At 62.8% G+C, this 23,332-nt stretch carries 23 protein-coding genes; 9 read left to right on the plus strand and 14 right to left on the minus strand.

Annotated elements, in window-relative coordinates; genetic code table 11:
• The first annotated feature begins 8 nt into the window (after nt 1–8).
• The 7 genes from AWR36_RS10790 to AWR36_RS10820 all read left to right on the plus strand — a co-directional run bounded on the left by AWR36_RS10790 (nt 9) and on the right by AWR36_RS10820 (nt 9,607).
• Nucleotides 9–1,640, plus strand: a complete 1,632-nt coding sequence (locus AWR36_RS10790) for a TldD/PmbA family protein (RefSeq protein ID WP_067084649.1) — start codon at nt 9–11, stop codon at nt 1,638–1,640.
• Nucleotides 1,641–1,779: 139 nt separating this feature from the next.
• On the plus strand, nt 1,780–2,487 hold the full coding sequence (locus AWR36_RS10795; protein WP_197409262.1) for a DUF4159 domain-containing protein: 708 nt from the start codon (nt 1,780–1,782) through the stop codon (nt 2,485–2,487).
• A gap of 6 nt (nt 2,488–2,493) precedes the next feature.
• Nucleotides 2,494–3,516 (plus strand): AAA family ATPase, encoded by a 1,023-nt coding sequence (locus tag AWR36_RS10800; RefSeq protein ID WP_067084652.1) that lies wholly within the window; start codon nt 2,494–2,496, stop codon nt 3,514–3,516.
• A 4-nt stretch (nt 3,517–3,520) separates the two neighbouring features.
• A complete protein-coding gene (locus AWR36_RS10805) occupies nt 3,521–4,423 on the plus strand; it encodes a DUF58 domain-containing protein (protein WP_141398522.1) in 903 nt (300 codons plus the stop codon).
• An 18-nt stretch (nt 4,424–4,441) separates the two neighbouring features.
• Nucleotides 4,442–5,608 carry a BatA domain-containing protein gene (locus tag AWR36_RS10810; RefSeq protein WP_082679549.1) on the plus strand — a complete coding sequence of 389 codons (1,167 nt, stop codon included), beginning with the start codon at nt 4,442–4,444 and terminating at the stop codon, nt 5,606–5,608.
• Nucleotides 5,601–7,883 (plus strand): hypothetical protein, encoded by a 2,283-nt coding sequence (locus tag AWR36_RS10815; RefSeq protein ID WP_067084659.1) that lies wholly within the window; start codon nt 5,601–5,603, stop codon nt 7,881–7,883. Before AWR36_RS10810 ends, AWR36_RS10815 begins: the two co-directional genes overlap by 8 nt.
• The gene (locus AWR36_RS10820; RefSeq protein WP_067084661.1) at nt 7,880–9,607 is read left to right on the plus strand and encodes a hypothetical protein; all 1,728 of its coding nucleotides are present in this window, start codon (nt 7,880–7,882) and stop codon (nt 9,605–9,607) included. Before AWR36_RS10815 ends, AWR36_RS10820 begins: the two co-directional genes overlap by 4 nt.
• 27 nt (nt 9,608–9,634) lie before the next feature.
• Here the strand turns inward: AWR36_RS10820 and AWR36_RS10825 are convergent, their stop codons facing one another.
• On the minus strand, nt 9,635–10,189 hold the full coding sequence (locus tag AWR36_RS10825) for a lipocalin family protein (protein ID WP_067084663.1): 555 nt from the start codon (nt 10,187–10,189) through the stop codon (nt 9,635–9,637).
• A gap of 121 nt (nt 10,190–10,310) precedes the next feature.
• Nucleotides 10,311–11,087: a ferredoxin--NADP reductase gene (locus AWR36_RS10830; RefSeq protein WP_067084665.1), complete on the minus strand. Its 777-nt coding sequence runs from the start codon at nt 11,085–11,087 to the stop codon at nt 10,311–10,313.
• 124 nt (nt 11,088–11,211) lie between these two features.
• On the opposite strand from AWR36_RS10830, the gene AWR36_RS10835 reads away from it, so the two are divergent.
• Complete coding sequence (locus tag AWR36_RS10835) at nt 11,212–12,093, plus strand: LysR family transcriptional regulator (protein ID WP_067084668.1); 882 nt, start codon at nt 11,212–11,214, stop codon at nt 12,091–12,093.
• An 83-nt stretch (nt 12,094–12,176) separates the two neighbouring features.
• Here the strand turns inward: AWR36_RS10835 and AWR36_RS10840 are convergent, their stop codons facing one another.
• From AWR36_RS10840 to AWR36_RS10885, 10 genes are all read right to left on the minus strand, one after another.
• The gene (locus tag AWR36_RS10840) at nt 12,177–12,671 is read right to left on the minus strand and encodes a hypothetical protein (protein WP_067084670.1); all 495 of its coding nucleotides are present in this window, start codon (nt 12,669–12,671) and stop codon (nt 12,177–12,179) included.
• Between the two features lie 321 nt (nt 12,672–12,992).
• Nucleotides 12,993–14,624, minus strand: a complete 1,632-nt coding sequence (locus tag AWR36_RS10845) for a M28 family metallopeptidase (protein WP_067085016.1) — start codon at nt 14,622–14,624, stop codon at nt 12,993–12,995.
• A 50-nt stretch (nt 14,625–14,674) separates the two neighbouring features.
• Nucleotides 14,675–16,021, minus strand: coding sequence for an SLC13 family permease (locus AWR36_RS10850; RefSeq protein WP_096866643.1), 1,347 nt, complete (start codon nt 16,019–16,021; stop codon nt 14,675–14,677).
• 56 nt (nt 16,022–16,077) lie between these two features.
• Nucleotides 16,078–16,815, minus strand: a complete 738-nt coding sequence (locus tag AWR36_RS10855; RefSeq protein WP_067084675.1) for a hypothetical protein — start codon at nt 16,813–16,815, stop codon at nt 16,078–16,080.
• Between the two features lie 24 nt (nt 16,816–16,839).
• The gene (locus AWR36_RS10860) at nt 16,840–17,250 is read right to left on the minus strand and encodes an ACT domain-containing protein (protein ID WP_067084677.1); all 411 of its coding nucleotides are present in this window, start codon (nt 17,248–17,250) and stop codon (nt 16,840–16,842) included.
• A 55-nt stretch (nt 17,251–17,305) separates the two neighbouring features.
• Nucleotides 17,306–18,019, minus strand: a complete 714-nt coding sequence (locus tag AWR36_RS10865) for a hypothetical protein (RefSeq protein ID WP_067084680.1) — start codon at nt 18,017–18,019, stop codon at nt 17,306–17,308.
• An 81-nt stretch (nt 18,020–18,100) separates the two neighbouring features.
• A complete protein-coding gene (locus AWR36_RS10870) occupies nt 18,101–18,586 on the minus strand; it encodes a hypothetical protein (protein WP_067084682.1) in 486 nt (161 codons plus the stop codon).
• A gap of 278 nt (nt 18,587–18,864) precedes the next feature.
• Complete coding sequence (locus tag AWR36_RS10875) at nt 18,865–20,070, minus strand: c-type cytochrome (protein ID WP_176491130.1); 1,206 nt, start codon at nt 20,068–20,070, stop codon at nt 18,865–18,867.
• 94 nt (nt 20,071–20,164) lie between these two features.
• On the minus strand, nt 20,165–20,851 hold the full coding sequence (locus AWR36_RS10880; RefSeq protein ID WP_067084686.1) for a thiol:disulfide interchange protein DsbA/DsbL: 687 nt from the start codon (nt 20,849–20,851) through the stop codon (nt 20,165–20,167).
• Between the two features lie 150 nt (nt 20,852–21,001).
• The gene (locus AWR36_RS10885) at nt 21,002–21,667 is read right to left on the minus strand and encodes a c-type cytochrome (RefSeq protein ID WP_067084689.1); all 666 of its coding nucleotides are present in this window, start codon (nt 21,665–21,667) and stop codon (nt 21,002–21,004) included.
• Between the two features lie 145 nt (nt 21,668–21,812).
• On the opposite strand from AWR36_RS10885, the gene yihA reads away from it, so the two are divergent.
• Nucleotides 21,813–22,457: a ribosome biogenesis GTP-binding protein YihA/YsxC gene (yihA, locus tag AWR36_RS10890; RefSeq protein ID WP_067084691.1), complete on the plus strand. Its 645-nt coding sequence runs from the start codon at nt 21,813–21,815 to the stop codon at nt 22,455–22,457.
• Here the strand turns inward: yihA and AWR36_RS10895 are convergent.
• Together AWR36_RS10895 and AWR36_RS10900 are read right to left on the minus strand one after the other, a co-directional pair.
• Complete coding sequence (locus AWR36_RS10895; RefSeq protein WP_067084693.1) at nt 22,454–22,654, minus strand: hypothetical protein; 201 nt, start codon at nt 22,652–22,654, stop codon at nt 22,454–22,456. The two genes, yihA and AWR36_RS10895, sit on opposite strands and share 4 nt — an antisense overlap.
• A complete protein-coding gene (locus tag AWR36_RS10900) occupies nt 22,638–23,015 on the minus strand; it encodes a hypothetical protein (protein ID WP_141398523.1) in 378 nt (125 codons plus the stop codon). The genes AWR36_RS10895 and AWR36_RS10900 overlap by 17 nt, the downstream gene beginning before the upstream one ends.
• Nucleotides 23,016–23,332 lie beyond the last annotated feature (317 nt).

The following is a 23,332-nucleotide window of genomic DNA, read 5'->3' on the forward strand; positions in this document are numbered from 1 at the left end:
GACCTGACATGGACAGAAGAAAATTTCTCCAGTTGAGTGGCGCCGGTGTCGGTGCATCCATGCTGCCGTTCGCCGGCAATGTGATTGCCGAGAGCCAGCTGACCACCGACGGCATTGACCTTTCCGTCAAGAAAGAACTGGCCGATGCCGCCCTGAATACCGCCACCAAACTGGGAGCCACCTATGCCGATGTCCGTATCGGCCGCTACCTGAACCAGTACGTGCTGACCCGCGAACTGCAGCTGCAGAATGTGGTCAACACCGAGTCCATCGGCATGGGCGTTCGGGTGATTGCCAATGGCACCTGGGGTTTCAGTGCCACCAACGATATGACCGTCGACGGCATCGCCAAAGCCACCCGCAAGGCCGTGGCCACCGCCAAAGCCAATTCAAAACACCAGAGTGAACCGGTGCAGCTGGCGGAGCAAAAGGGCTTCGGTGAAGTGAGCTGGAAAACGCCGATCCAGAAAAACGCCATGCAAGTGCCGCTGGCGGAAAAAATCGACCTGCTGATGGAAGTGAACAAGTCGGCCATGGATGCCGGCGCGAGCTTTATCAACTCCAGCCTCTACCTGGTCAACGAGCAGAAGTACTTCGCTTCCACCGACGGCTCTTACATCGACCAGGACGTTCACCGCCTGTGGGCGCCGATGACCGTCACCGCTGTGGACAAGAAAAGTGGCGGCTTCCGCACCCGCAATGGCCTCAGCCAGCCGGTCGGACGCGGCTTTGAGTACCTGGACGGCCGCGCCGAGGACAAGGTGCAATCACAGACCGTGCTTTATCGCGATTCCTACGACATGATCGAGGATGCGAAACTGGCCGCGCAGCAGGCCCAGGAAAAGCTCAATGCCAAGTCGGTCAAACCCGGCAAGTACGATCTGGTGCTGGACCCGAGCCACCTGTGGCTCACCATCCACGAGTCCGTCGGCCACCCCCTGGAACTGGACCGGGTACTGGGCTACGAGGCCAACTACGCGGGCACCTCCTTCGCCACCCTGGACAAATGGCGCAGCGGCAAATTCCAGTACGGCAGCGACAAGGTCAACCTGTTTGCCGACAAAGTGCAGCCCGGCTCCCTGGGCGCTGTCGGCTATGACGACGAGGGTGTGCAGACCGGCCAATGGGACCTGGTGAAGGACGGCATCCTGGTCAACTACCAGGCCACCCGCGACCAGGTACACATGCTCGGCCAGGATAAGTCCCACGGTTGTTCCTATGCCGATGACTGGTCCAGTGTGCAGTTCCAGCGCATGCCCAACGTCTCGCTGTTGCCCGGCAAGGAAGAACTGAGCCTCGACGAGATGATCAAGGACGTGGAAAAGGGCATCTACATTATCGGTGCCGGCTCCTTCTCCATCGACCAGCAACGTTACAACTTCCAGTTTGGTGGCCAGCTGTTCTACGAAATCGAGGACGGCAAGATTACCGGCATGGTGGAAGACGTTGCCTACCAGTCGAACACGCAGGAATTCTGGAACTCCTGCTCCCAGATCTGCGACAAGCGCGACTACCGTCTGGGGGGCTCCTTCTTCGACGGCAAGGGCCAGCCGAGCCAGGTGAGCACCGTGTCCCACGGCAGCTCCACTGCACGCTTTGACGGGGTCAATGTGATCAACACCAAGCGTAAGATCGGTTAATTGGCTGCGGACCTGAATAGAGGTCGTCAGGCCGGCACCGGCCGGGATCCAGTCACCCCCAGTACTGGATGCCAGCCGGGGCCGGCATGACGATCCGGGTATTCACGTCCAGCTACACATTGAGTACAGAGCAGTAACCGTGTCCTCCTCCCGCAGGCATTTCTTCAGCCAACTGTTGCTCGCCAGCGGCGCCCTGGCGCTGCCGGCTATCCCCCGTGCGCAGTCCGGGGAATATTACGATTTCTATTTCACCCGCCTGATGTATGAGTCCGGCGACTGGGATGTGGACCAGCGCATGCCGTCTAATGTGCTGAATTCACTGGTCGAATACACCAATCTCAAAGTTGACCCGAAGGAGCGCATCGTACCGCTGGCAGACCCGGCCATGTTACTGGCCCCTTTCTGCTATCTGGCGGGGCACAAGCTGGTGGAATTTACCGCGGCCGAGGCGCGCAATTTCCGCAACTATGTCAATCGCGGTGGATTCGTGTTCGTTGACGACTGCAACCACGATATCGACGGCCTGTTCGCCAAGTCGTTCGAGGCACAGATGGTGGAGCTGTTCGGTGAAGGCTGCCTGCAGAAGTTGCCCGCCGACCACGAGCTTTACCACTGCTTTTTCAAGTTTGACGAGTTGCCCGTGACCAGCTTCGAGCTGAATGGCTGGGGCGACGACCTGGTGCACGATTACCTCAAGGCCATTGTCGTGGATGGACGCATCGCCGTGCTCTACAGCAACAAGGACTTCGGCTGCGAGTGGGATTACGACTATCGCAACAAACGCTGGCTGGCAGTGGACAATACAAAGTTCGCCGTCAATATCGTTATCTACGCATTAACCACGTGAACCATCATGGAAACTGAAACCCGCACCGCTACCGAGAGCGGCATCGAGCAAACCCTGTCGGCGCTGGACAAGCTGCGCAACGAAATCAGCCGTGTGATCGTCGGTCAGGACGAGGTGGTGGACCAGCTGCTGATCTGCCTGCTGGCGCGTGGCCACGCACTGCTGGAGGGCGTGCCCGGGCTGGGCAAGACGCTGCTGGTAAAAACCCTGGCGCAGGCCACCGAGCTGGATTTCAAACGGGTACAGTTCACCCCGGACCTGATGCCGGGGGATATTCTCGGCACCGAGATCCTGGAAGAGGACCACAGCACCGGCAAGCGCTTCTTCAAGTTCCAGCGTGGCCCGATTTTTACCAATATCCTGCTGGCGGACGAGATCAACCGTACCCCACCAAAAACCCAGGCCGCACTGCTGGAGTCGATGCAGGAATACGCGGTGACCATGGCCGGCGAGACCATGGCGTTGCCGCGGCCCTATTTCGTGCTGGCGACACAGAATCCCATCGAGCAGGCAGGCACCTATCCCCTGCCGGAAGCGCAGCTGGATCGCTTCCTGCTCAATATCCATATCGATTACCCGGGTGAGGAAGACGAGATCGCCATCCTGCGCGGCACCACCGGCGATGAGGCGGCGACGCCCTCACCCAGCCTCGACGGCAACGCCATCATCGAGATGCAGCGACTGGTGCGCGAGGTGCACATCAGCGACGACCTGTACGGCTATATCGCCCGCCTTGTGCGCAGCACCCGCCCCGACAGGACCAACACCGGCAGTGAAGACTCACCGCTGAACCAGTGGATCCAGTGGGGCGCCGGCCCCCGCGCCGGTCAGGCACTGGTACTGGCGGCCAAGGCCCGCGCGCTGCTCAGCCAGCGACTGGCGGTCACCCGCGCGGACATTCGCGCGCTGCTGCTGCCGGTGCTGCGTCACCGCATCCTGCTGAGTTTCCATGCCCAGGCCGACGGCGTGGGTATCGAACGCATAATCGAAGAACTGCTGCGGGTCTGCCCGGAGCCGGGGCGGGACTGAAATCGTGGATTTGCTGGACCCGCTGACACTGGCCCGCACCCGCGACCTTGCTTGGTTGTCGCGGCATATTGCCGCGGGTGTGATGCTGGGCGCTCAACACAGCCGGCGCCGCGGTGCCGGGCTGGAATTCCAGCAGTACCGCAGCTACCAGCCCGGCGATGCCATCAACCATATCGACTGGAAACTCTTCGCGCGCTCGGACCGCCACTACGTGCGCGAGGCCGAACAGGAAAGCCAGATGCATGTCTGCTTTGTCCTCGACGCCAGCGCCTCCATGGCCCAGCCCAGTTTTGCCATACCGGAACTCACCAAGCTGCAGTTCGGCAAATGCTGGATTGCTACCCTGTGCTGGCTGTTGCAGGCCCAGGGCGATCGCTGTTCTCTACTGGTGCTGAGTGACGCCGACCTGCGCCGCGTGCCCGCCGGTCAGGGAGAGGCCCACCACCATCGTATCGCGCTGGAACTGCAGCGCAGCCGCGCGGCGGGTCACTGGCCGGGACCAGAGCAATTGCAACCGTTGTGGTCCCAGTTCGACAATAACTGCCAGGTAGTCCTGGTGAGCGACTTTTTCGAGCGCGGGCAGGAAATCAGCGATTTTGCCACGCGGCTGCACGCCGCCGGTCGCCCCTGCCTGCCGCTGCAGCTGCTGGTGGAAGCGGAGGAAACCTTCCCGTTCGAGGGCGAGTTGCGCGTGCGCGACCCGGAGGCCGCTTCCGGCAGCTCACCGGTGCGGGAAATGGACGCACGCAGCCAGCGGGCCCAGTACCAGCAGGCATTTGCCCGGGCACAGCGGTCCCTGGCTGCAGGCTTTGCCGGCCGCGAGAGCCCGCTGACCAGCGTGCAGATCGAGCGCCCGCTGGCGGATGCCGTCCAGCGCTTCGTGCAGCTGCACTCGCGGATTGCCTGATGGCGGGGGATACCTGAGATGTCCTGGTTACCCTGGAGCTGGCAATCGCCGCAGTGGTTGTGGCTGCTGCTGGCGCTACTGATACCGCTGTTGATCCACCTGCTACAGCGCAGCGCGCCGCGGGAAATCACCTTCGCCGCCGCCCACTGGTTGCAGCGTCGCCAGCCACAGAGCTGGAAACGGCTGCAGCTGCGCGACATCGGCTTGCTGTGTCTGCGGCTGCTGTTGCTGGCGCTGCTGTCCGCCCTGCTGGCGACACCATTGCTGGAAAAACGCGATCAGACCGGGGCTCTGCTGCTGGTGGACCCGGCAGTAGCCCGGGGAGAACTGGATAGCTTTACCGAAGCCCGGGGACCCTTCGCGCAGGTTCTGTGGCTGCAACCCCGCCCCCAGCCTGTGGCCAGTACGGATCCCCGCGGGTACGACAGCTGGAACAGCCTCTCCACCCTGGCGACAGAACCCCGCTACCGCCGCGCCCATATCCTGCTCCACCGGGATACCGCTTCCGGCTACCGCGCCCTGGACTACAGCCCCCACTGGCAATGGCACACCGCCGGCATCACCGAAAGCGGGGCAACAGGAAATCCACCGGCCACTCCGTCCATTGCCATCATCGGCGAAGCACCGGCCTGGCTGGCGCCGGCCCTGCAACAACTGGCGGACACCGGTACCGCCCGGCTGGAGCCACAGGCACTGGCGGACCCGGGCCAGCTGGACCCAGAGGAATTTGACTGGCTGCTCTACAGCCGACCCGGCCCGCTGCCGGAGGCGGTGCAGGCCTTCGTGCGCAGCGGCGGGCTGCTGATCAGCGACGACTCGGTAACGACAGGACAGACTGTGGATTTTGTACCGCTGGTCGATGATGGCGGTCCCACCCGCGCAGCGGCGGCGCTGGGTCGGGGCAGCTGGCTGCGCTACCGGGACAGCTGGCAGGACCAGTCCTTCTATCGCCGCGCCCGGCTGCCACAGCAACTGTGGCAACAGTGGTCCCGGCAGGACTGGCCCTTGCAGTCAGAGCAGCAACCGCGCTGGCCGGCAGGTGAGCCACCAGGCCGCCCGGTAGCAGACAGTGAAGTGGCCACGGCGGCCCGGGAGCCGCTGCAGCAGCCACTGCTATTGGCGCTGTTACTGATGCTGCTGGCAGAGCGAGCACTCACACTGTCGCGGAGGCGGGTGGATGGATAACCGGATGCCTCAACGCCTGCCGACCCCACTGCGCACCGCGCGACGGCACTGGACCCTGCGGGGCCTAGCCCCTTATATCGCGCTGGCGCTGCTGGCTCTGTTGCTGGGCCAGGTGAGCTACAGCCTGTTGCAGTGGCCCCTGTGGACGGGCATTGGGGCCGCGATGCTGGCCGGACTCGGGGCATTGCTGGATCACCACTGGCGCCCCGACCCCCGCTACCTGTGCCGGCTGCTGGATCGCCGCTACCCGGAACTGCAGGACAGCAGTGCCCTGCTGCTGGAAGCACCGGAGTCCCTGCCACCACTGGTGCGCCTGCAGCAACAGCGCACCCGCGTCGCGCTGGAACAGCTGGTGGCGGGCGAGGCGCTGCAACGCTTCCGGCCGCGGCGCTGGCGACCCGCTATAGGCGCCACCCTGGCGCTGTGTATTGCCGTGCTGCTGGCACCATTGATGACTGCGGCAATTTCGCTGTGGGGCGGCAAGCATCCCGGACCGGGCGCCCCTGCCGCCGTCCCCGGCACTGCGGGGAATGAAGGGCCTGGCATTATCCGCATCGCAAGCGCAAAGGTCCGGGTGAGCCCCCCGGCCTATACCGGCCTGCCGGAGCGGCAACAGCCACTGCAGGTCAGGGCGCCGGAAAGCGCCCGTGCCCGCTGGACGGTGATCCTGACCGCGCCGGTACAGAGGCTGCAAATGCAGGCTGCGGATGCCGACTTCGATTTCCAGCCGCAGGGAGAGTTGCCGACTCTTGCCTGGACCCTGGAGCGACGGCTCACAGAAAGTGACTTCTACCAGCTGGCGGTTACCCGGGACGGCGGTGAGATCCTGCTGCCGGAAATTCACAATATCGAGGTCATCCCGGACCGGGCGCCGCAATTCGAATTCAGCCTGCCCCGCGACAGCCTCACGGTGGTCAACACCGCAATGGTGTCCGGTGACGCAGCGCTACAGGTGCTGGTGACCGCGGAGGATGATTTCCAGATCACGGACACCGCACTGGTAGTGACCCTGGCCAGCGGCAATGGCGAGAATGTGCGCTTTCGCAACGAACGCATTCCCCTGCAACCGATCTCCGGCAGCGGGCAACGCCAGCGTTTTGAGTTCCAGGTACCGGTGGACCGTTTCGCGATCGAGCCCGGTGACGAGCTCTACTGGTTTGTGGAGGCCCGCGATAACCGCACTCCCGCTGCCAATGTGGCCCGCAGCCAGCACTTTATCCTGCGCTGGCAGCAGGAGGAGATCTTCGGCCTGAGCGATGCCGAAGGCATGGCCATCAAGGTGATGCCGGAGTATTTCCGCAGCCAGCGCCAGCTGATTATCGACACCGAGGCCCTGCTGGCAGAGCAGCCGGAAATTTCCCCGGGGGAATTCCGCAACCGCGCCACATCCCTGGCCCACGAACAGAACCTGCTACGCATGCGCTACGGAAAATTCCTGGGTGAGGAGGACTCGGCCCTGGAAGCACATGATGATGACCGCATGGCGCACGACGAAAGCGACAACCCCGAACATGAAGGTGGACATGGCGATACCGACGGACACCACGACCACCACGCGGGCGAAGGCGCAGTTAGCAGTGCCGCTTCGCAGGGGGAAGCACCACAATTCGGTGATGCTGCCGGCATTGTTGAGTCGGTGGGCCACCAGCACGACAACTCCGAGCACGCCACGCTGTTCGACCCGCAGACAAAAGAACTGCTGCGCAGTGCACTCAATGCCATGTGGAGCGCCTGGCGGGAGCTGTCGATCGTCGAACCGCAGGCGTCACTACCCCACCAGCATCGCGCCCTGCGCTTTATCAAGGAAGTGCAGCAGGCTTCGCGCATCTACCTGCAACGGGTGGGTTTCGAGCCGCCGCCCGTTGATGAGGGACGCCGCCTGACCGGTGAGCGCGAAGAAGTGGCACCGCCGCAGGTGATAGCCAGTTTTGACGATCCCGACCGAACCTTGCTTGAGTCCACCCTGCGCAGCCTGATGGCCGGGAACACCCCGGCAGATCGAGATCTCGCCATGCTGCCAGAACTGATACAGGCCGGGGAACAGCAGGCCACCCGGCAATTGGAAGTGGGCAAGGCACTGCGACGATTCCGCCAGGACCCGGCATGCGGCCAGTGCCGGCGGGAATTGCAGGCGCAGCTGTATCAGCTGCTGGCGCCGCCGACGGCCGCGCCGGCGCTGCCGACCTCGGGCACTGGCAACGACAGCTACGCCGACTGGATTCAGGCCACGCAACCGCGCGATGCACAACCGGAACAAAGCGGGGGCATGCCATGAGCCTGTTGATAGCGGCCATCTGTATCGCCGGCGGGCTGTTGTCCCTTTTACTTGTCGCCCGGCGCCATACCTCGGTGAGACGGCGCACCGCCGCCGCATTGCTGCAAATGGCGATCTGGCTGGCCGCCTGGCTGCTGTTCCAGCCCCCGCAACTCCTGCCCGCCCCGGGCACTGCGGTGCTGAACAGCGAACGCCTGCAAGCCGGTAATGAACTGGCACCGACGGCGGCGGGCCCACGCCAGGCGATCACACCCGCCCTTACTGGCACTGAGCTGGCAGCACTGCCGACTCTGGCGGTGAGCGGTGCGGGGCTTTACCGCGAGGATCTGCTCGCCCTGCCACCGGTACGCCTGGAGTCGGAAAACTCGGATCCCGAACTGGCAGAGGCCGATGGCTGGCAAGTGAACTGGTCACGCCGGCTGAGCCTGGGCCAGGAGTTATCCCTGCAACTACGAGTGCCGCCGACACTGCCGGCAGATACCCCGGTAAAACTATTGGATCCCTTCGACACCGTGGTGGCGCAAACCACCATCGGCGAATCCCGTACCGTGACACTGGCAGATACACCGCGGCTCTCCGGGCGCTGGGAGTACCGGCTGCAGCTGGGGGAGGGCGAAACGGCGAGGCGCGAACCACTACCGGTGCAGGTTGACCGGGGCGAGCGGCCCCGGGTGTTGTTGTGGCTGGCCCGACCGGGTTTCGAGTCCGCCGCCCTGTCCCGCTGGCTGCAGGAATCCGCCGTGCCCGCCCGGGTTGTTACCCGGCTGGCACCCGGGATCGAGCGCACCCGCAACCTGAACGGATTCGACAGCGGCGATCGGGCACCGCTCGACCCCGCCAACGGCTTCGACCTGCTGATCCTCGACAGCCAGCTGTGGCCACAGCTGGACCGGCGCCAGCGGCAGCAATTGCAGCAACAGGCATCGCTCCTGTGGCTGGTTGGTGACACAGTCCCGGACGGTTTTATCGATTACGCCCGTGCCCACGGTATGGCCCTGCACAGGGACGCGGCCGCTCAGCTGCGAGCGCCCTTCGGCGACAGCGATACGCCGGCACTCGGCACTAGCGGTTTCCGGCCCGCTGCGCTGCAGACTGGCGACCGGATTTTACGGGGAGAGCGCATTGGCCCAGCCGCTGGCGACGATATCGCGCTCCACTGGAGTCGTGCGACTGCGGATGGGGCGCTGGGGTTCGTATTCTTTCGCAACAGCTATCGCTGGGTAACCGCCGGCTACCATCAAGCCTTCGCGCGCCTGTGGCAGGCCGTGCTGAAGCCGCAACTGGCCCATCTGGGCGAGGGGGCAGCGGTGGCGGTGCGCCAGGCAATGCCCCGCGCAGGCCACAGGATCACCCTGTGCAGCCGCGGCTTCACCAGCGCTGCACCGGTGCTGTCGGCTGTCGGGGGCGAGCGCCGCCTTAAAGGCACGCCGTCGCCCGGCAGCTGTTATGCCTACTGGCCGCGCGAGAGCGGCTGGTACCAACTGGAAGGTACGGGTGAGATGACCGCGGCACCGTTCAGCCTGTACGTCTTCGCAGCCGATGCCTGGCCCGGCTGGCAGCACACGCTGAAAACAGCAGCGACGCGGCAGATGGCCACCGCCAGGCTGGGGCCCGGGATCGACCCGGCACCGCCAAAGCGGCCACTGCCACGCTATTGGCTGGCATTACTGCTGGCGGGATTACTGGCGATCAGCTGGTGGGGTGAGCGCAAGCTGAAACGCTGATGTATCGTTCCGGGCCGGTAGCAGCTCTCAGCGGCTTTGCTCCGGCGATGACTGGCGGGAACCGGACGGCTCACCGCTGTGGTCGACAAAGATGAGCTGGTCGGTGTCGTAGCCGAGCTCACGGGCCTTTTGCAGAAGCTGCGCTAATTCCGCCTGCGGCATTTTCTTGTCCCGGGCAAGAATCCAGAGGTAGTCCCGGTTGTATCCCACCACCAGTGCGTAGCGGTAGTCGCCGTCCAACGCTGCGACCACGTATGAGGCATAGAAAGGCCCGAAGAAAGAGACTTCAAGATGTGCGGTACCGGGATCACCGGCAAACCTGGCTTTGCCGACAGCTTCCTGCCACTCGCCCTCACCCATCGAAAAGCCACGGTTAACCACCCTTACCGTGCCATCCTCGTTGCGACTGTATTCGGCGGTGACATGGCTCAGGCCGCGTTCGAAGGAATGATCCAGACGGGCAATTTCGTACCATTTACCGAGATAGCGATCCAGCTCGAACCCCTGCACGGGCTCGACATTCTCCGGCACTCCGGTACAGGCGGAGAGCCAGAGGCAGAGAGGCAAAAGCCACTGTTTCATGGAGCGGGCTCCTCTGTCTGCCTGCGGGCAATCGTCCAAACACAGAGGCCACCCCGGGGGATGGCCTCTGTGTGATTCAGTGTAGCCGAGCGCCAGCGAGACTGACCCCCAACCAGGGCGTCTATTTTTCCACAAACGCCCGTTCGATCACGTATTCATGGGGAATCCCGGCCCGGGTCTCGCGAAAGCCCCAGTCGTCGAGGATATTGGTCAGATCCTTCAGCATCCCGGGACTGCCGCACAGCATAAAACGGTCATCTTCCAGCGTCGGCTTCGGCACGCCCAGATCGTCAAACAGCTTGCCGGTGAGCATCAGGTCTGTGAGGCGGCCGGTGTTCCTGTAGGGCTCGCGGGTCACGGTGGGGTAATACAGCAGCTGGTCCCGCACCATCTCGCCAAAGTACTCGTGCTCGGGCAGCTCCCTCTCAATTTGATCCTGGTAAGCCAGCTCAGACACGTAGCGCACACCGTGAGTCAGGATCACCTGGTCGAAGCGCTCGTACACGTCCGGGTCCTTGATAATGCTGAGGAAGGGCGCCAGGCCGGTACCGGTGGACAGCAGCCACAGGCGCTTGCCCGGCAGCAGGTGATCCGCCACCAGTGTGCCCGTGGGCTTGCGGCTGACAAAAATCTCGTCCCCGGGCTGGATTTTCTGCAGGCGCGAGGTAAGCGGGCCGTCCGGCACCTTGATGCTGAAGAACTCCAGCTCGTCCTCATAGTTGGCACTGGCAATGGAGTAGGCGCGCAGCAGTGGCCGGCCATTGTCCTGGGGCAGGCCGATCATGACAAAGTGGCCGTTTTCAAAGCGGAAACCCGGATCCCGCGTGGTCTTGAAGCTGAACAGGGTGTCGTTCCAGTGATGGACATCCAGCACCTTCTCGATATTCAAATTAGACATTACTTTAGAACCACTTATTCCTGAATACTCTTAATACTGAAATTCTAGCGCTGGAACAACTATCGGCAAAATGGGATATTTCGATATTCCTTATATTTTTTTTCGATAATGTTAAGTCACCCCCATGCGCTACACCCTGCGTCAGCTGGAAGTTTTCCTCGCCTGCGCCCATCACGAGAATGTGAGCCGGGCCGCGGCCAGCCTCAGCATGTCCCAATCCGCCGCATCCACGGCGCTGAAAGAGTTCGAGCAGCAGTTCGACCTGCGCCTGTTCGAGCGTACCGGCAAGCGGCTGCGCCTGAATGAGCTGGGCCGCCAACTGTGGCCCCGGGCCGAAGAGCTGCTGGAGCGGGCACGGGAGCTGGAGCAGACCCTCGCCGCCCACGACGACCTGGGCCGGCTCAAGATCGGCGCCACCCTGACCATCGGCAACTATCTGGCGGCAGCGGTCATGGCCCGCTATATGGCGGAGCAGCCCGGTACCCGGGTCGAGCTGGAGGTGGCCAACACGGCGGCGATTGTCGATAAGGTGCTCGGCTTTGAACTGGATCTGGGGTTGATCGAGGGCGAACTCAACCACCCGGACCTGGAGATGATCCCCTGGCGGGACGATGAGCTGGTGGTCTTCTGTGGACCGGATCATCCGCTGGCGGCGAGAAAGCGACTGGCGGATCGGGATCTGTGCAATGCCACCTGGATCCTGCGTGAGCGCGGCTCGGGAACCCGGCAGGCGTTCGAACGCGCCCTGTCCGGTCTGTTGCCGCAACTACATATCCTGCTGGAACTGCAGCACACCGAGGCGATCAAGCGCGCAGTGGAAGCCGGCCTCGGCATCAGTTGCCTGTCCCGTGTCTCCCTGTCCGACGCCCTGAAGCGCGGTTCGCTGGTGGAACTGCCGGTTCCACAGCGGGACTTTCAGAGGGAATTTCATTTTGTCCTGCACCGGCAGAAATACCGCAGTGCTGGTATCGAGCGCTGGCTGGAGTTGTGCCGGCAAGTCCGCTGAGCTCGCCGGCACAGACAAAAAAGCCAGCCGCATGACGGCTGGCTTTTTGACAGATCCGATGTGAGCACCGGTTCCCGCTAGGTTTACTCCACCGGAATCAGCTGGGATTGCAGCTCTTCCGGAATCTGATCGATGGAGGCAATAGTCAGTCCATCAACGGAAGTAGAGGCGGTCTGTGACTGCAGACTGACGTGCGCAGTTGCTGGAAGCTTCCACATGGCGCCGGTGGCCGGGTCCACGATCAGCATGCCAATCAAGCCGCCCAGCAGAATATTGCCAATGTACCAACCGTCCATGCCAGCTTTCAGCTGAAAACTCTGCTCGTTGTAACCGGCCATCTGGTAATTCACGGTATAAGTGGCGGAAGAGAAGAAGCCATCGGATGCATCCAGGGTAATGGTGTCAGGGGTAACGCCAGAGTGAACGTCCAGACCCGCCTCATTAACCACGGAGAAGTTGGCACCGGAAGGCGTGCTGGCGATGGTCACCGGGTATTTGCTGTCGCTGAGGATGCTGGCACAGCCACTGGCCAGAGTCAGTGCGGCGATGGAGGCCCCCAAGGCAATTTTCTTAAACATATTTTTTCCTAGACTTGTTGTTGTCGTGCGGCTGGTGGGAATAAGCGCCAGCCGGGCGGCAGATTACCATGCACACGTTCCCACCTGCCGCTTTTTTCATTACACACCATTACATGCACTCGGCCTGAGCGCCGGCGTCGAGCCACTGAAGTACCAGTAGCGAGGATATCGTTACCTTTTATAGGCGACAGGGTCGGGTTGCGGAGAAGCTCACGTGACGTGCGGACCCGTGAAGCTACAGCCAATGTCTGGTATGCCCAGAGAGGCCGCGCACCGTCGTGGTGGTGCGACGGCGGACCGGTTAAAAATGTTTTTGAGCGATCAGCGTGAGCCGGCAAACAGGTCGCCGAAGAAATCTCCCGGATACCAGGCCGGCTTGCGGCGGCTATCCGCCACCTCGCGGGCAATGGCGTAATTTACCTGGGCAAACTGCTCGGCGGCCACGTAATCGATCTGCTCGTCCGCCTCGTCCGCTGGCTGGTGGTAGCGCTCCTTGAAGAACTTGTTCTGCATCGCAGTGCCGTCCACCGCCGGATCCAATGCCTCGCGCCCGGTGATCAGATAAATCGCCGGCACGCCCTGGCGTACAAAGCTGTAGTGATCACTGCGTACAAAAATCACCTGCTCCGGCATCGGGTCCGGGCTCACTTTCAATCCAGCCCGCTCGGCGGCGCGGGCAGTGGTTTCACCCAGTGTGGAATGCTCGGCACCAAAGGCGATAATGTCGCGGAACGGGTACAGCAGCATTGGCATATCGAGGTTGATATTGGCCACGATAGAACCCGGCGGCACCGGTGGGTGCTGGGCGAAATAATCAGAACCCAACAGGCCCTTTTCTTCCGCCGTCACCGCCACAAACAGCAGTGAGCGCCGCGGCGCCCGACCCGACTCCATAAACAGCCGTGCCGTTTCCAGCATCACCGCAATACCCGCGGCATTGTCCTGGGCACCGTTGTTGATCTGGTCCCCCTCGCCATCATCTTCACCGGTGTGATCCAGATGACCGGTGAAGACCACATACTCGTCTTTCAGCTTCGGGTCCCGGCCCGGCAGCATTGCCACCACGTTGGGGCTCAGCAGGCTCTCGTGACGAGCGCCGCTGGTGAGAGAGACGCTGTAGGGCAGCGGGAATCCGGCCGGTGTCAGGCCGTTTTCGATTTCAGTGAAGATGGTATCCAGGCTGCGCGCGGCGCCCATAAACAGCTGGCGTGCCGGCGGCATATCCAGGTAAATCCCCGGGTGTAAGCCGGGAATGGCATTGCCCGGCACACCGTCCGCATCGAGCCAGTCAAAGTTTTCATCCCGGGCGTGCTTGGCGGAGCGGGCGAAGGGTGAGCGCTGTTCCCGCGCCGGCGTGTTCAGCAGAATGTAGCCGACGGCACCGCGGCGCGAGGCCGTCTGCCGCTTGGTGCGGGTCGCCGCATAATGTGCGCCCACTTCACTGGGCATGGTTTTCGGGCGTCCGCTCAGGACCACGACAATCTTGCCGCGCACGTCCAGACCGGCGTAATCATCGATGCCGAATTCCGGTGCTTCGATGCCGAAGCCCACAAAGACCAGCGGTGCGGTCGCGGCCAGGTCCTGGCTGACTGTCGGGGGAGAAGCGACAAAGTCCTCGGCAAATTTGAAGGTGATATCACCGTCGTTGCCACGCAGTACCATGGTCGGCTCGCGGCCTGCCCAGCTGGCCCGACGGAAAGGCACCGGCTGCATAAACCCCTGGCTGCCGGCGGGCTGCAGTCCCATGGCCTCAAACTGCCGGGCCACATATTCTGCAGCGCGTTTGTATCCTTCGGTGCCGGTCTCCCGCCCCGCCAGCTCGTCCGAAGCCAGGTATTCCACATGCCGGCGCATGTTGTCAGCTTCAGGTACCGGCAGGGGGGTCGGTTGCTGGGTGGCACAGGCCACAAGAACGCTCACAAGCAGAGCGCCGATCAGGGTCTTCATCTTCATGGGGAAAATCTTTTTATCCTGCTTGCCGGGTGCCGGCGCCAGCCGGCTGTTCAAGCGAGCAAGCTTACCATGATCCAAATCACCGGAATGGCGACCAGGTTGAGTAATAGCCCCGCTCGCAGCATCTGCCGCTGCAAGACCAGCCCCGTGCCGTAGGCAAGGGCATTGGGCGGCGTCGCCACCGGCAGCATGAAGGCACAGGTAGCTGCAATGCCCACCCCGAATACCAGCGCATAGGTAATGGCCGGGTTCAGCTGCTGCGCCAGAGCGTAAATGACCGGCACCAGGATCGCTGCACTGCCGGTATTGGAGGCGAGTTCGGTGAGGAAAATCATCAGCGCAATACAGGCCATGATCAATAGCCAGCCCGGCGCATCGCCGAGCCCCCCCAACAGGGATTCCGCCAGCCAGACCGAAGTGCCGGTCTGTTGCAGAATCGCCGAAAGACACAGGCCGCCGCCGAACAGCAGCAGGATGCCCCAGTTGATCTGGCTTTGTAGCTGTGGCCAGGAGATCAGGCCCAGCAGTGGTGCCAGTGCCGTAATAGTCAGCCCTACCACCGCATCGAAACTGCTAGCGAGCCCGAACCAGCGGGCAATCAGGGTGGAAAAGGTCCAGGCGAGCACCGCCAGTGTGAACAGGGCCAGCGCGCCGCAGGCACCGGCATCCCACTCGCGCTTCCCCACTTCCGGTGGCTGTATTTCAGCGCGTTCCCTGTCCGGTCGCATTACCAGCCACAGGGCGGCGAGCACCAGCGGGAACATGGTCAGTGTTACCGGCAGGCCCACTTTCAACCAGCTGATGAAATCCAGCTCCAGTGCTCGCGCGGCAATGGCATTGGGCGGACTGCCAACAATGGTCGCGAGACCACCAATATTGGCCGCGTAAGCGGTGCCCAGCACAGCAAAGGCACGGGTGCGCGGATGGTCGCGGTCCACCATCGACAGCGCAATCGGCAACATCATCGCCGTCGTGGCGGTGTTGCTGATCCACATGGAAAGAAAGGAGACCGTGGCCATAAAGCCGATCAAGGTGGGCCAGAGGCGGCCACCGCCCAGGCGCAAGACCGCCCCGGCCAGTCGGCGGTCGATTCCGTGCGCCTGCAAGACCGCGGCCAGCGTAAAGCCACCCATAAACAGAAAAATGATAGTGCTGGAGAAGGGTGCCAGCGCAGCGGCCGCCGGCATCAACCCGGTGAAATAGGCCGCAGCAGGAACCAGCAGTGCCGTCACCGGCAGCGGCACTATCTCGCTCATCCACAACCCGGCGGCGGCGATCAGGATAAACAGACCCAGTTGCTGCGTGCCGCCCGAGGTCAGCAAACTTGCCAGGAAATAGGACAACAGGATCCAGAGTAGAATGATCGCCAGCCGGCTGGGCATGGAGAGGTTCTGCACGTTGCACTCCGCTTGTTTTTATCGGCGCAACAATAACAAATTCCCCGGCGGCCCTCTCAGTGCAAACCGGGGAAACTTTTTCGCACCGCCTGCTCCGCTTTTTCATGGGCGGTGTCTGCGCAAAAACCACCGTGGCCGCCAAGCAGGTGCACAAACGGCAGGTCCAGCAACCGCTCGAAGTCCTCCCCCAGCCACCGCCCCGGATCACAGCCGCGCGGTGTCATGCGCAGCCGCCAGGTGGGCGCCACCTGCATGCCGCGGCGAAAACCGGCCAGCCGCATCAGGTTGCGGCCGAGCCAGGTGCAACCCTGCCACGACTGCCAGTACTGCAGCGCATCGCAGGTCAGCAGCAAGCCGCCATTCATGGGCACCCACAGTGCAGCTTCCGGATGGCAGCTGTGCGTAAACTCAAAAAACTGCCCTGTGGGCGCCGGGCACTCTCCCCCCTCACGCAACGGCGCATCCGGGGCGGGCGCCGGGTAGAGGTCCGAGTCCAGCTGGCGCCAGAAGGTGAGATTGTAGCGATCGCGGTAATAGAGATCGTCACAGCCGTGGTAATAGCCCAGGCGCACCGCATGTGTGACCCGCCCGAGGTCTTCCAGCTTTTCCTCCTGAAAGGGACGCAAACGGACAGGATTGACCAGTACCAGCTCATCGCCGAAACGCAGGATGGCCATATTGCGGTTGACCGTCAGTGCCGGTCCGAGCCGGGCGGTACCCGGCACGTAGAAAAGATCCGGCAACAGCCGGCGAATTTCACCGTGAGGCTGTGGCAGTGGGTAATCGATCTGCATGGCAGCGCGATACCACCCGGGCTCTCAGCTGTACTGGGCCCGGTTTCGCAACCCGCGCAGGAGCTGCAGTGCCTCCTCGGCGCGCGCTTCCGGCACGAAGATGTGATCATGGTTGAGGGCGGCCACCACATTGGCGCTGATACCGGCAGAGGCGAGCTCACCGGAAACGGCCGCGGTCAGGCCGACAGCTTCCAGGCTCGAGTAGACCTGCAGGGTGATCTGCCGAAAGCCGACACTGCAGTCGAGGCCCTGCTGCTCTGCTTTGCCACGCTCGAGCACCCCGCTCCAGCCCTCCCGCTCGCGGAACAGTGACAGGCATTCCTGCCAGAGCCGGCCTGCCCGCTCGTCATCGAGGGCGCAGAAGACAAAACAACCCTCTTGCAGTTCTGGTTCGAGGGACTGCAACAGGGTGCCCAGGCGTACTTCTGCATTCATAACTCGTAGTCCCATTCAATATTGTTGAAGACCCAGCGCGAAGTCATTTGCAACGTCATTCAAATTCCTCACCCTGAAATTCTGGCTCGCCCGGGGCGGGAGTGGTGTCGACCTGCAGACCCTCCGCCTCACCGGCCGCGGCCCGAGCCTCCTGCTCCCAGCGATCGAGGGCGGAATCGATATCCCGCTCGAGGGCCAGACTCGGAAATTCCGGACAGGGGGCGTCCTTGGCAGGATTGTGCCATCCGGACAGGGGCGCGACGAATACAATCAGGGATTTGTGCAGATAGTTCTCGCCGATGCTGGCCTCGGTCCAGGTGGTCTGCCAGGCAAACTTGCCCCGCACCGCATAATCGCTTTCGTAGGATTTCAGGGTCAGGAAATAGGGATACAGACGGCCACCGCGGCAGACGATACGCCGCTGGGTTTTGATATTGGCCATCTGGGTGAAGGGATCAAAATACCAATGGATATCGTAGCCGTAAGCGAAACGCATGCCGCCATCATGCTCGAGAAACGCATAGGATCGGCCGGTGCCATCCGCATTGAGACTCCACACATGTCGCGCTTCGCCGTCGCGGGAAATGAGCCAGTCGCCCACCCACTGTTTGGCCTCGAGACGGGAACCGGAGTCCCATCCCCACCCCGGGGATTCTGCCTGCCCGCCGGAGGCGGACTCATTGGATACCTTGCTCTCCTGCCCCTGCGCAAACGCAGACACGGCGGAGCAGATCAGTAGCACTGTCAGAATAAAGCGTCGCTGCAACACAGCGGTTCTCCCGTTCGCTTTACTCTTCCCTGAGCTTCCTGTTGCCGCCCCTTGGGGCGGCATTCCGGAAAGGCTAACAATTCAGGTGGCCAGATTCGGACACTCATTCCCCGCCCGGGGGGTTTCCCAGCTTTCCAGCCGCCGCTGGAAGGCGAGCAGCCCGCCATTGCGCTGTAGCCAGTGACGGCCGTCCACTATGGCGAAGTCTAGGGTCGCCGCGCTCCACCCGGAAAAGGCAACAGCGATCACGCCCCCGGTGCAACGCACCGACGCACCGGTACGGACCCGGACGCGATCGCCCTCGAGCTGCCAGTTGATGGCAAAACCGTGGGAAAGACGACCATTGGGTTGGAAACCGTAAGCAAATCCGGTGCCGTCGGCCTTCAGCTGCCATACCAGCTGCTGGTCAGATTCACCCACCACCAGCCAGTCGCCCGCCCAGGCTTTCTGGTCGGGTTCGGAGGCGACCGCGAGGGGCACCAGGAAAAAGACGATGAGCACCAGCAAATAAACCTGGAGCAGTGACAAGAGAAGACGGGAGAAAGAAGGATATCGCAGGTACTTCATGCGCGACTCTACCGTTGGCTGGTTGCGACAGGCGGCCCAGCTGAGCCACCGGTTGTCCCTGCCGGGCCGGCACTGTGCCGGGCTCCGGTTAGAAAATCGCGCTCGCGCGTTTTCGGTTCCCTATTGAATAAAAGGCTAGACGCTAAATCCTTCACTGGCAGCGCATGCCTCAAAAAACTGCATTCGCCCGCCAGCTGCCCGGCAAACGGGCAGGACCGTAATTACGGAAAAAACAAAGGAAATGGGAGGGTTTTGTGGTGAACTACCGACAAATGGTGCTATCGCACACGCCGCCGGTGTCGCAGCTGCCACCACCAGAGCAAGCCGATGATGACGGCACCGGCGAAGAGAATCGACGCCCAGAATACATAAGCGGGCCGCTCCGGCGGAGGCTCGAGCCGGGCCCGGGCCTGCTTCAAGCTGGCCCTCAGCTTCTGGGAGGCCGCGATGACGCCGGCGCTGCCGCCATCGCCATTGAGGGCATCCCGCAGCTCTGACCACTGAGAGCGGATCTGTTCCGCCAGTGGCGGATCGCGCTTTTCCAGCTGAGCCCGCAGTGGCAGGTAGCCCTGTCGATAGGCGAGCACGGCCTTGTAGTAAGCACCGGTGGTATCTCCGGCCCGGTGGGCGCTTTCTGCCAGTTGCAGCAGGCCGCCAGCCCTCACCAGCGGATGCTCCAGCGCCCGCACCGCATCCGGATGGCCGCGCCACCACAGCAAAGCCGCGGCGGCATCATCCGGGAGCGCTGCCGGACGGGTGATCGCCATGCCCGGGAGGGCCAGCAGTGCCGGATAGCGCTCCGCCAGATCCGCCGACGGTGGCAGCTGGTCGGCCACGGGGAAGCTCGCGACCAGCACCGCCAGCGCCCAGCGTTGCCGGCCGTCGAGATCGGCACCCAGACCGGTCCCGTGCAGGGTATCGGCGGTGGGATCGAGCAGATTGTAGAAATCGTAGAGGCTGAATTGTGCAGAACGCTGCATCACGGCCAGCGACGGGCCCCGCTCAGCGCCCTCACCCCGCAGGCCATGGCAGCCGGCGCAGTGTTTGCGAAACGGGCGGGCGCCCTCAGCCGCCGGTGGCAACGGGTGAATGGGCGAGCGCTGCAGCTGGTAGAGGGCAGCCAGTCGATCCGCGGCCGTGTTCGCCCGGCGCTGTACCTGCCGGGCATCCCGGCGGGCCTCAATGTCCTGCTGCAATGTATCGAGACTGCGTTCCAAGGATGCTCGACCCGGGCGATTCGGGAGTTCGCGCACCAGTGTCTTCACCGTTTGCAGCTGACGCTTCTGCTGCTGATAGAGGCGATGGTCGGTTACCTGGCCGTCCCGCACCGCATCGGCGTAATCAGCGGCGAAGGAGGACAGCAAGTTAAGCGCCTGGGCACCCACGGCCTCCGTCTCGCCACGGGCGATACCTGACCAGGTGAGCGCCAGAGACAGAACAAGAATCAGAGGCGAGCAGCACCTCGGGTTTAGGGATAGGCCCATGGGGTTAACGATCATGATGTTCGGGAAAAGCGTAGCAGGCGGGCATAAAAAACCCCGCTGGAAGCGGGGTTTCGGAATCGCTGTGCAGAGTCGATCAGCCGCGCTCGGCGCGCTCCTTCTCGATCAGGTAGTCCGCCACCTGCAGCATCAGCTCCTGACCGTTACTCTTGCCCTTGAGGCCCGGCAGTGAGGTGCTGATACGGTACTTGCCAGCCACCACGACCTCCGGGGTCCCGGACAGCTGGTAGGCGCGCTGGCTGGCCATGCCCTGCTTCACCTTGCTGTTGATGGCGAAGGAATTCATCAGCTTCACTGCCTTCTCGCCGTCCGCGCCATGCTTCTGGAACAGTGCGGCGATCGCGTCGTTGTCCGGGTTCCAGTCGCGGCCGTCGCGCTCGGCAAACATCTTGCGCTGCTGGGCGATGGCGTTGAAGATCGGCGCGTGCATGGTATCCAGTACGCCCATGGCGTCGGCGACATAGAACATGCGGGCGTGCACTTCCATCACCGGCTGCCAGATGGCCGGTACCTTGCGCAGGGTCACGTCTGCGGGAATTTCGCTCTTCCAGTTGTTCAGCAGCGGCTCGAAGTGGTAGCAGTGGCCACAGCCATACCAGAACAGCTCGGTCACCTCGATCTTGCTGTCATCCCGTTGCGGCACCGCCTGCGGCAGTACCTGGTAGTGCTGGCCGGCCTTGAACTGGCCGCTATCCTGGGCACAGGCTGTGATACTGAACAACAGGGTCAGCAACAGGGTGATGGGGGCGACAACCGCTCTCATAGTCTTCTCCAACATTTTTGTTCTGCGCAAAAGCTAATCAAATAGACAGCGCCGATTATTGAAGTTCCCCGCTGGCAGCGCAAGAAGTGACCGCCAAAAAGCAAAAAGGCCGGTGCTAGACCGGCCTTTCGAGGGTTTTGTTGCGCCAGATCAGTCAGTCAGGCCGGCAATGTACTGGGACAGGGCCTTGATCTCGGCATCGGACAGCTGCTTGGCCACCGAGCGCATGATGCGGGTCTCGCCGTCGTTGGCGCGGGTACCGGCCCGGAAAGCCTTCAGCTGGGTCTCGATGTAATCGGCATACTGGCCGCCGAGACGCGGGTAACCCGCCGGCGCGTTGCCGAGACCGGTGGGGGAGTGACAGCCCATACAGGCCGGTACGCCAGTGGCAGGGTTGCCGGCGCGGAACAGTTCGCGGCCCAGCATCAGGCCATCCACGTTTTCACCGCTGTTCAGCATCACCGACAGCGGCTGGGCGCCGGCCACCTGCAGCGGCTGGGAGGCAAAGTAGGCAGCGAGATCGCGCAGATCCTGCTCATTGAAGTTGTCCAGCTGGCCGATCATCTGCGGGATTTCACGCTCGCCGGTCTTGACGTCCATCAGCTGCTTGAAGAGGTATTTCTCACCCAGGCCCGCGATTTTCGGGAAAGCGGGAGAAATGCTGTTGCCGTCGGCACCGTGACAGGCGGCACACTGGGCGGCCTTGGCCTTGCCCGCGTTTGGATCTCCCTCGGCCGCCATGGCGGGTGTCGCGGCAAAAGGCGCGGCCAGTGCGAGGCCGATAGCCAGAGCGGAAGTCTTTACAATGCTGTTCATACGTCGTCCCATAGCGCGCTGAAATAAGGCATTTTGATCCATCAATCGGATCATTGCGCCGCTCAAGAGAACCCCCTGCGACGCGTAAACCGCGGCATTATATACTTGCGCGCCAACCGAGTGTACTGAATCCGGCGGACAAACCATGTCAGAACAGCGACCCGAGCGTATCAACTTCCGATCTGTAGAATTTTTAACCAGCGCCCCGACCCTGGCGGAATGCCCCGAGGACAGCGGTGCAGAGGTCGCGTTCGCCGGCCGCTCCAACGCCGGCAAGTCCAGTGCCATCAACGCCCTGACCGGCAACAATAAGCTGGCGCGGACCTCGAAAACCCCGGGCCGTACCCAGCTGATCAACTTCTTCCGTCTCAGTGATACGCAGCGGCTGGTCGACCTGCCGGGTTACGGCTACGCCAAGGTGGCCCGTTCGATGAAGGACGAGTGGCAGCGCCACCTGGCCTTTTACCTGGAGCAGCGCCAGTGCCTGCGCGGACTGGTACTGCTGATGGACATTCGCCAGCCGCTGAAGGAATTCGACCTGCACATGCTCACCTGGGCCTCGGAGGCGGGCCTGCCCACCCATATCCTGCTCACCAAGGCGGACAAACTGAAAAACGGCCCGGCCCAGAACACGCGCTTTGCCGTGGAGAAGGCACTCAGGGAACAGGGGCTCGACAGCGGCGTCACCATCCAGACCTTCTCCTCCACCAAGAAAGCCGGGCTGGACAAGCTCGAGCGGAAGCTCGGCGAGTGGCTGCGGCAGGGTGATCCTGCACAGGCCGAAGACTAGCCATCAGCCCCACGCAGCGAGGCCAGCAGTAATCGCCGCAACTGGCGCCGCGCGTCAGGGTCCGCTGCGCGCAGATCCTCCGCCGCAAGCTGGCGTCCGGCGAGTAACTGCAACAGCGTGTCTTCGCGCACGTGCAGGTGCAGGAATTCCGCCGACCCCCTGGCGCCGTGAGCGCCACCCCTAGTGCAGGAGCCCATCCGTGCTCTCCCCGGGTTTTGCGACGATCGCAGCGACGGGTTCCTCCGCTAGTCGTTGCTGTGCGAGCCCTACCGCCCAGTGACACATGCTCCATTCTTCCAGTATTGCTGCGGTCGCCAGCAGGTGGCGCGCGCAGTCGCTGAAGCGCCTGACTGCGCTGGCATCAGCCCTGCCGCGCACAATGAGCAGGAAGTCTGCCAGCTCCAGGGCGCAACCAAAGAATGGCAGCGCCTGTTCCGGGCCTTCCTGTGCCAGCAATGCCTCGCCCTGCTCCACCCACCCCAGCATCCACCGCTCGGCGCGCTGCGGCTCAGCGATAAGCCACTGGCGATGATGGGCACAAAGAAAACGCAACTTCACGATAACCCCCCGGCTCCTCTTGGTAGCAGTGAACAACCATTAATGAGAATAATTATTGTTTGCATGTAAAGAAAAGGCAAGGGGCCGCTCCAGTGAGCGGTTGCAGTGGGATCCGGGAGCTCGCCAGATTTCAGGCAAAAAAAAAGCCGGCAGATGGGGGCTGCCGGCTCAGGGGTCGGTACCCTTGGGGATGGGTACCTGGTCAGACGCGCCCAGGGGGACGGGCACGCCTGCGGGTTCTCATGTGTGCATTCGCCTGTGGAGGGCGATTGGATCACTGCTTTTCACATGCTCTGCAAGATTAAGCTCGAGAGGCG

Source organism: Microbulbifer flavimaris, assembly GCF_001641755.2.
Lineage (GTDB): Bacteria > Pseudomonadota > Gammaproteobacteria > Pseudomonadales > Cellvibrionaceae > Microbulbifer > Microbulbifer flavimaris.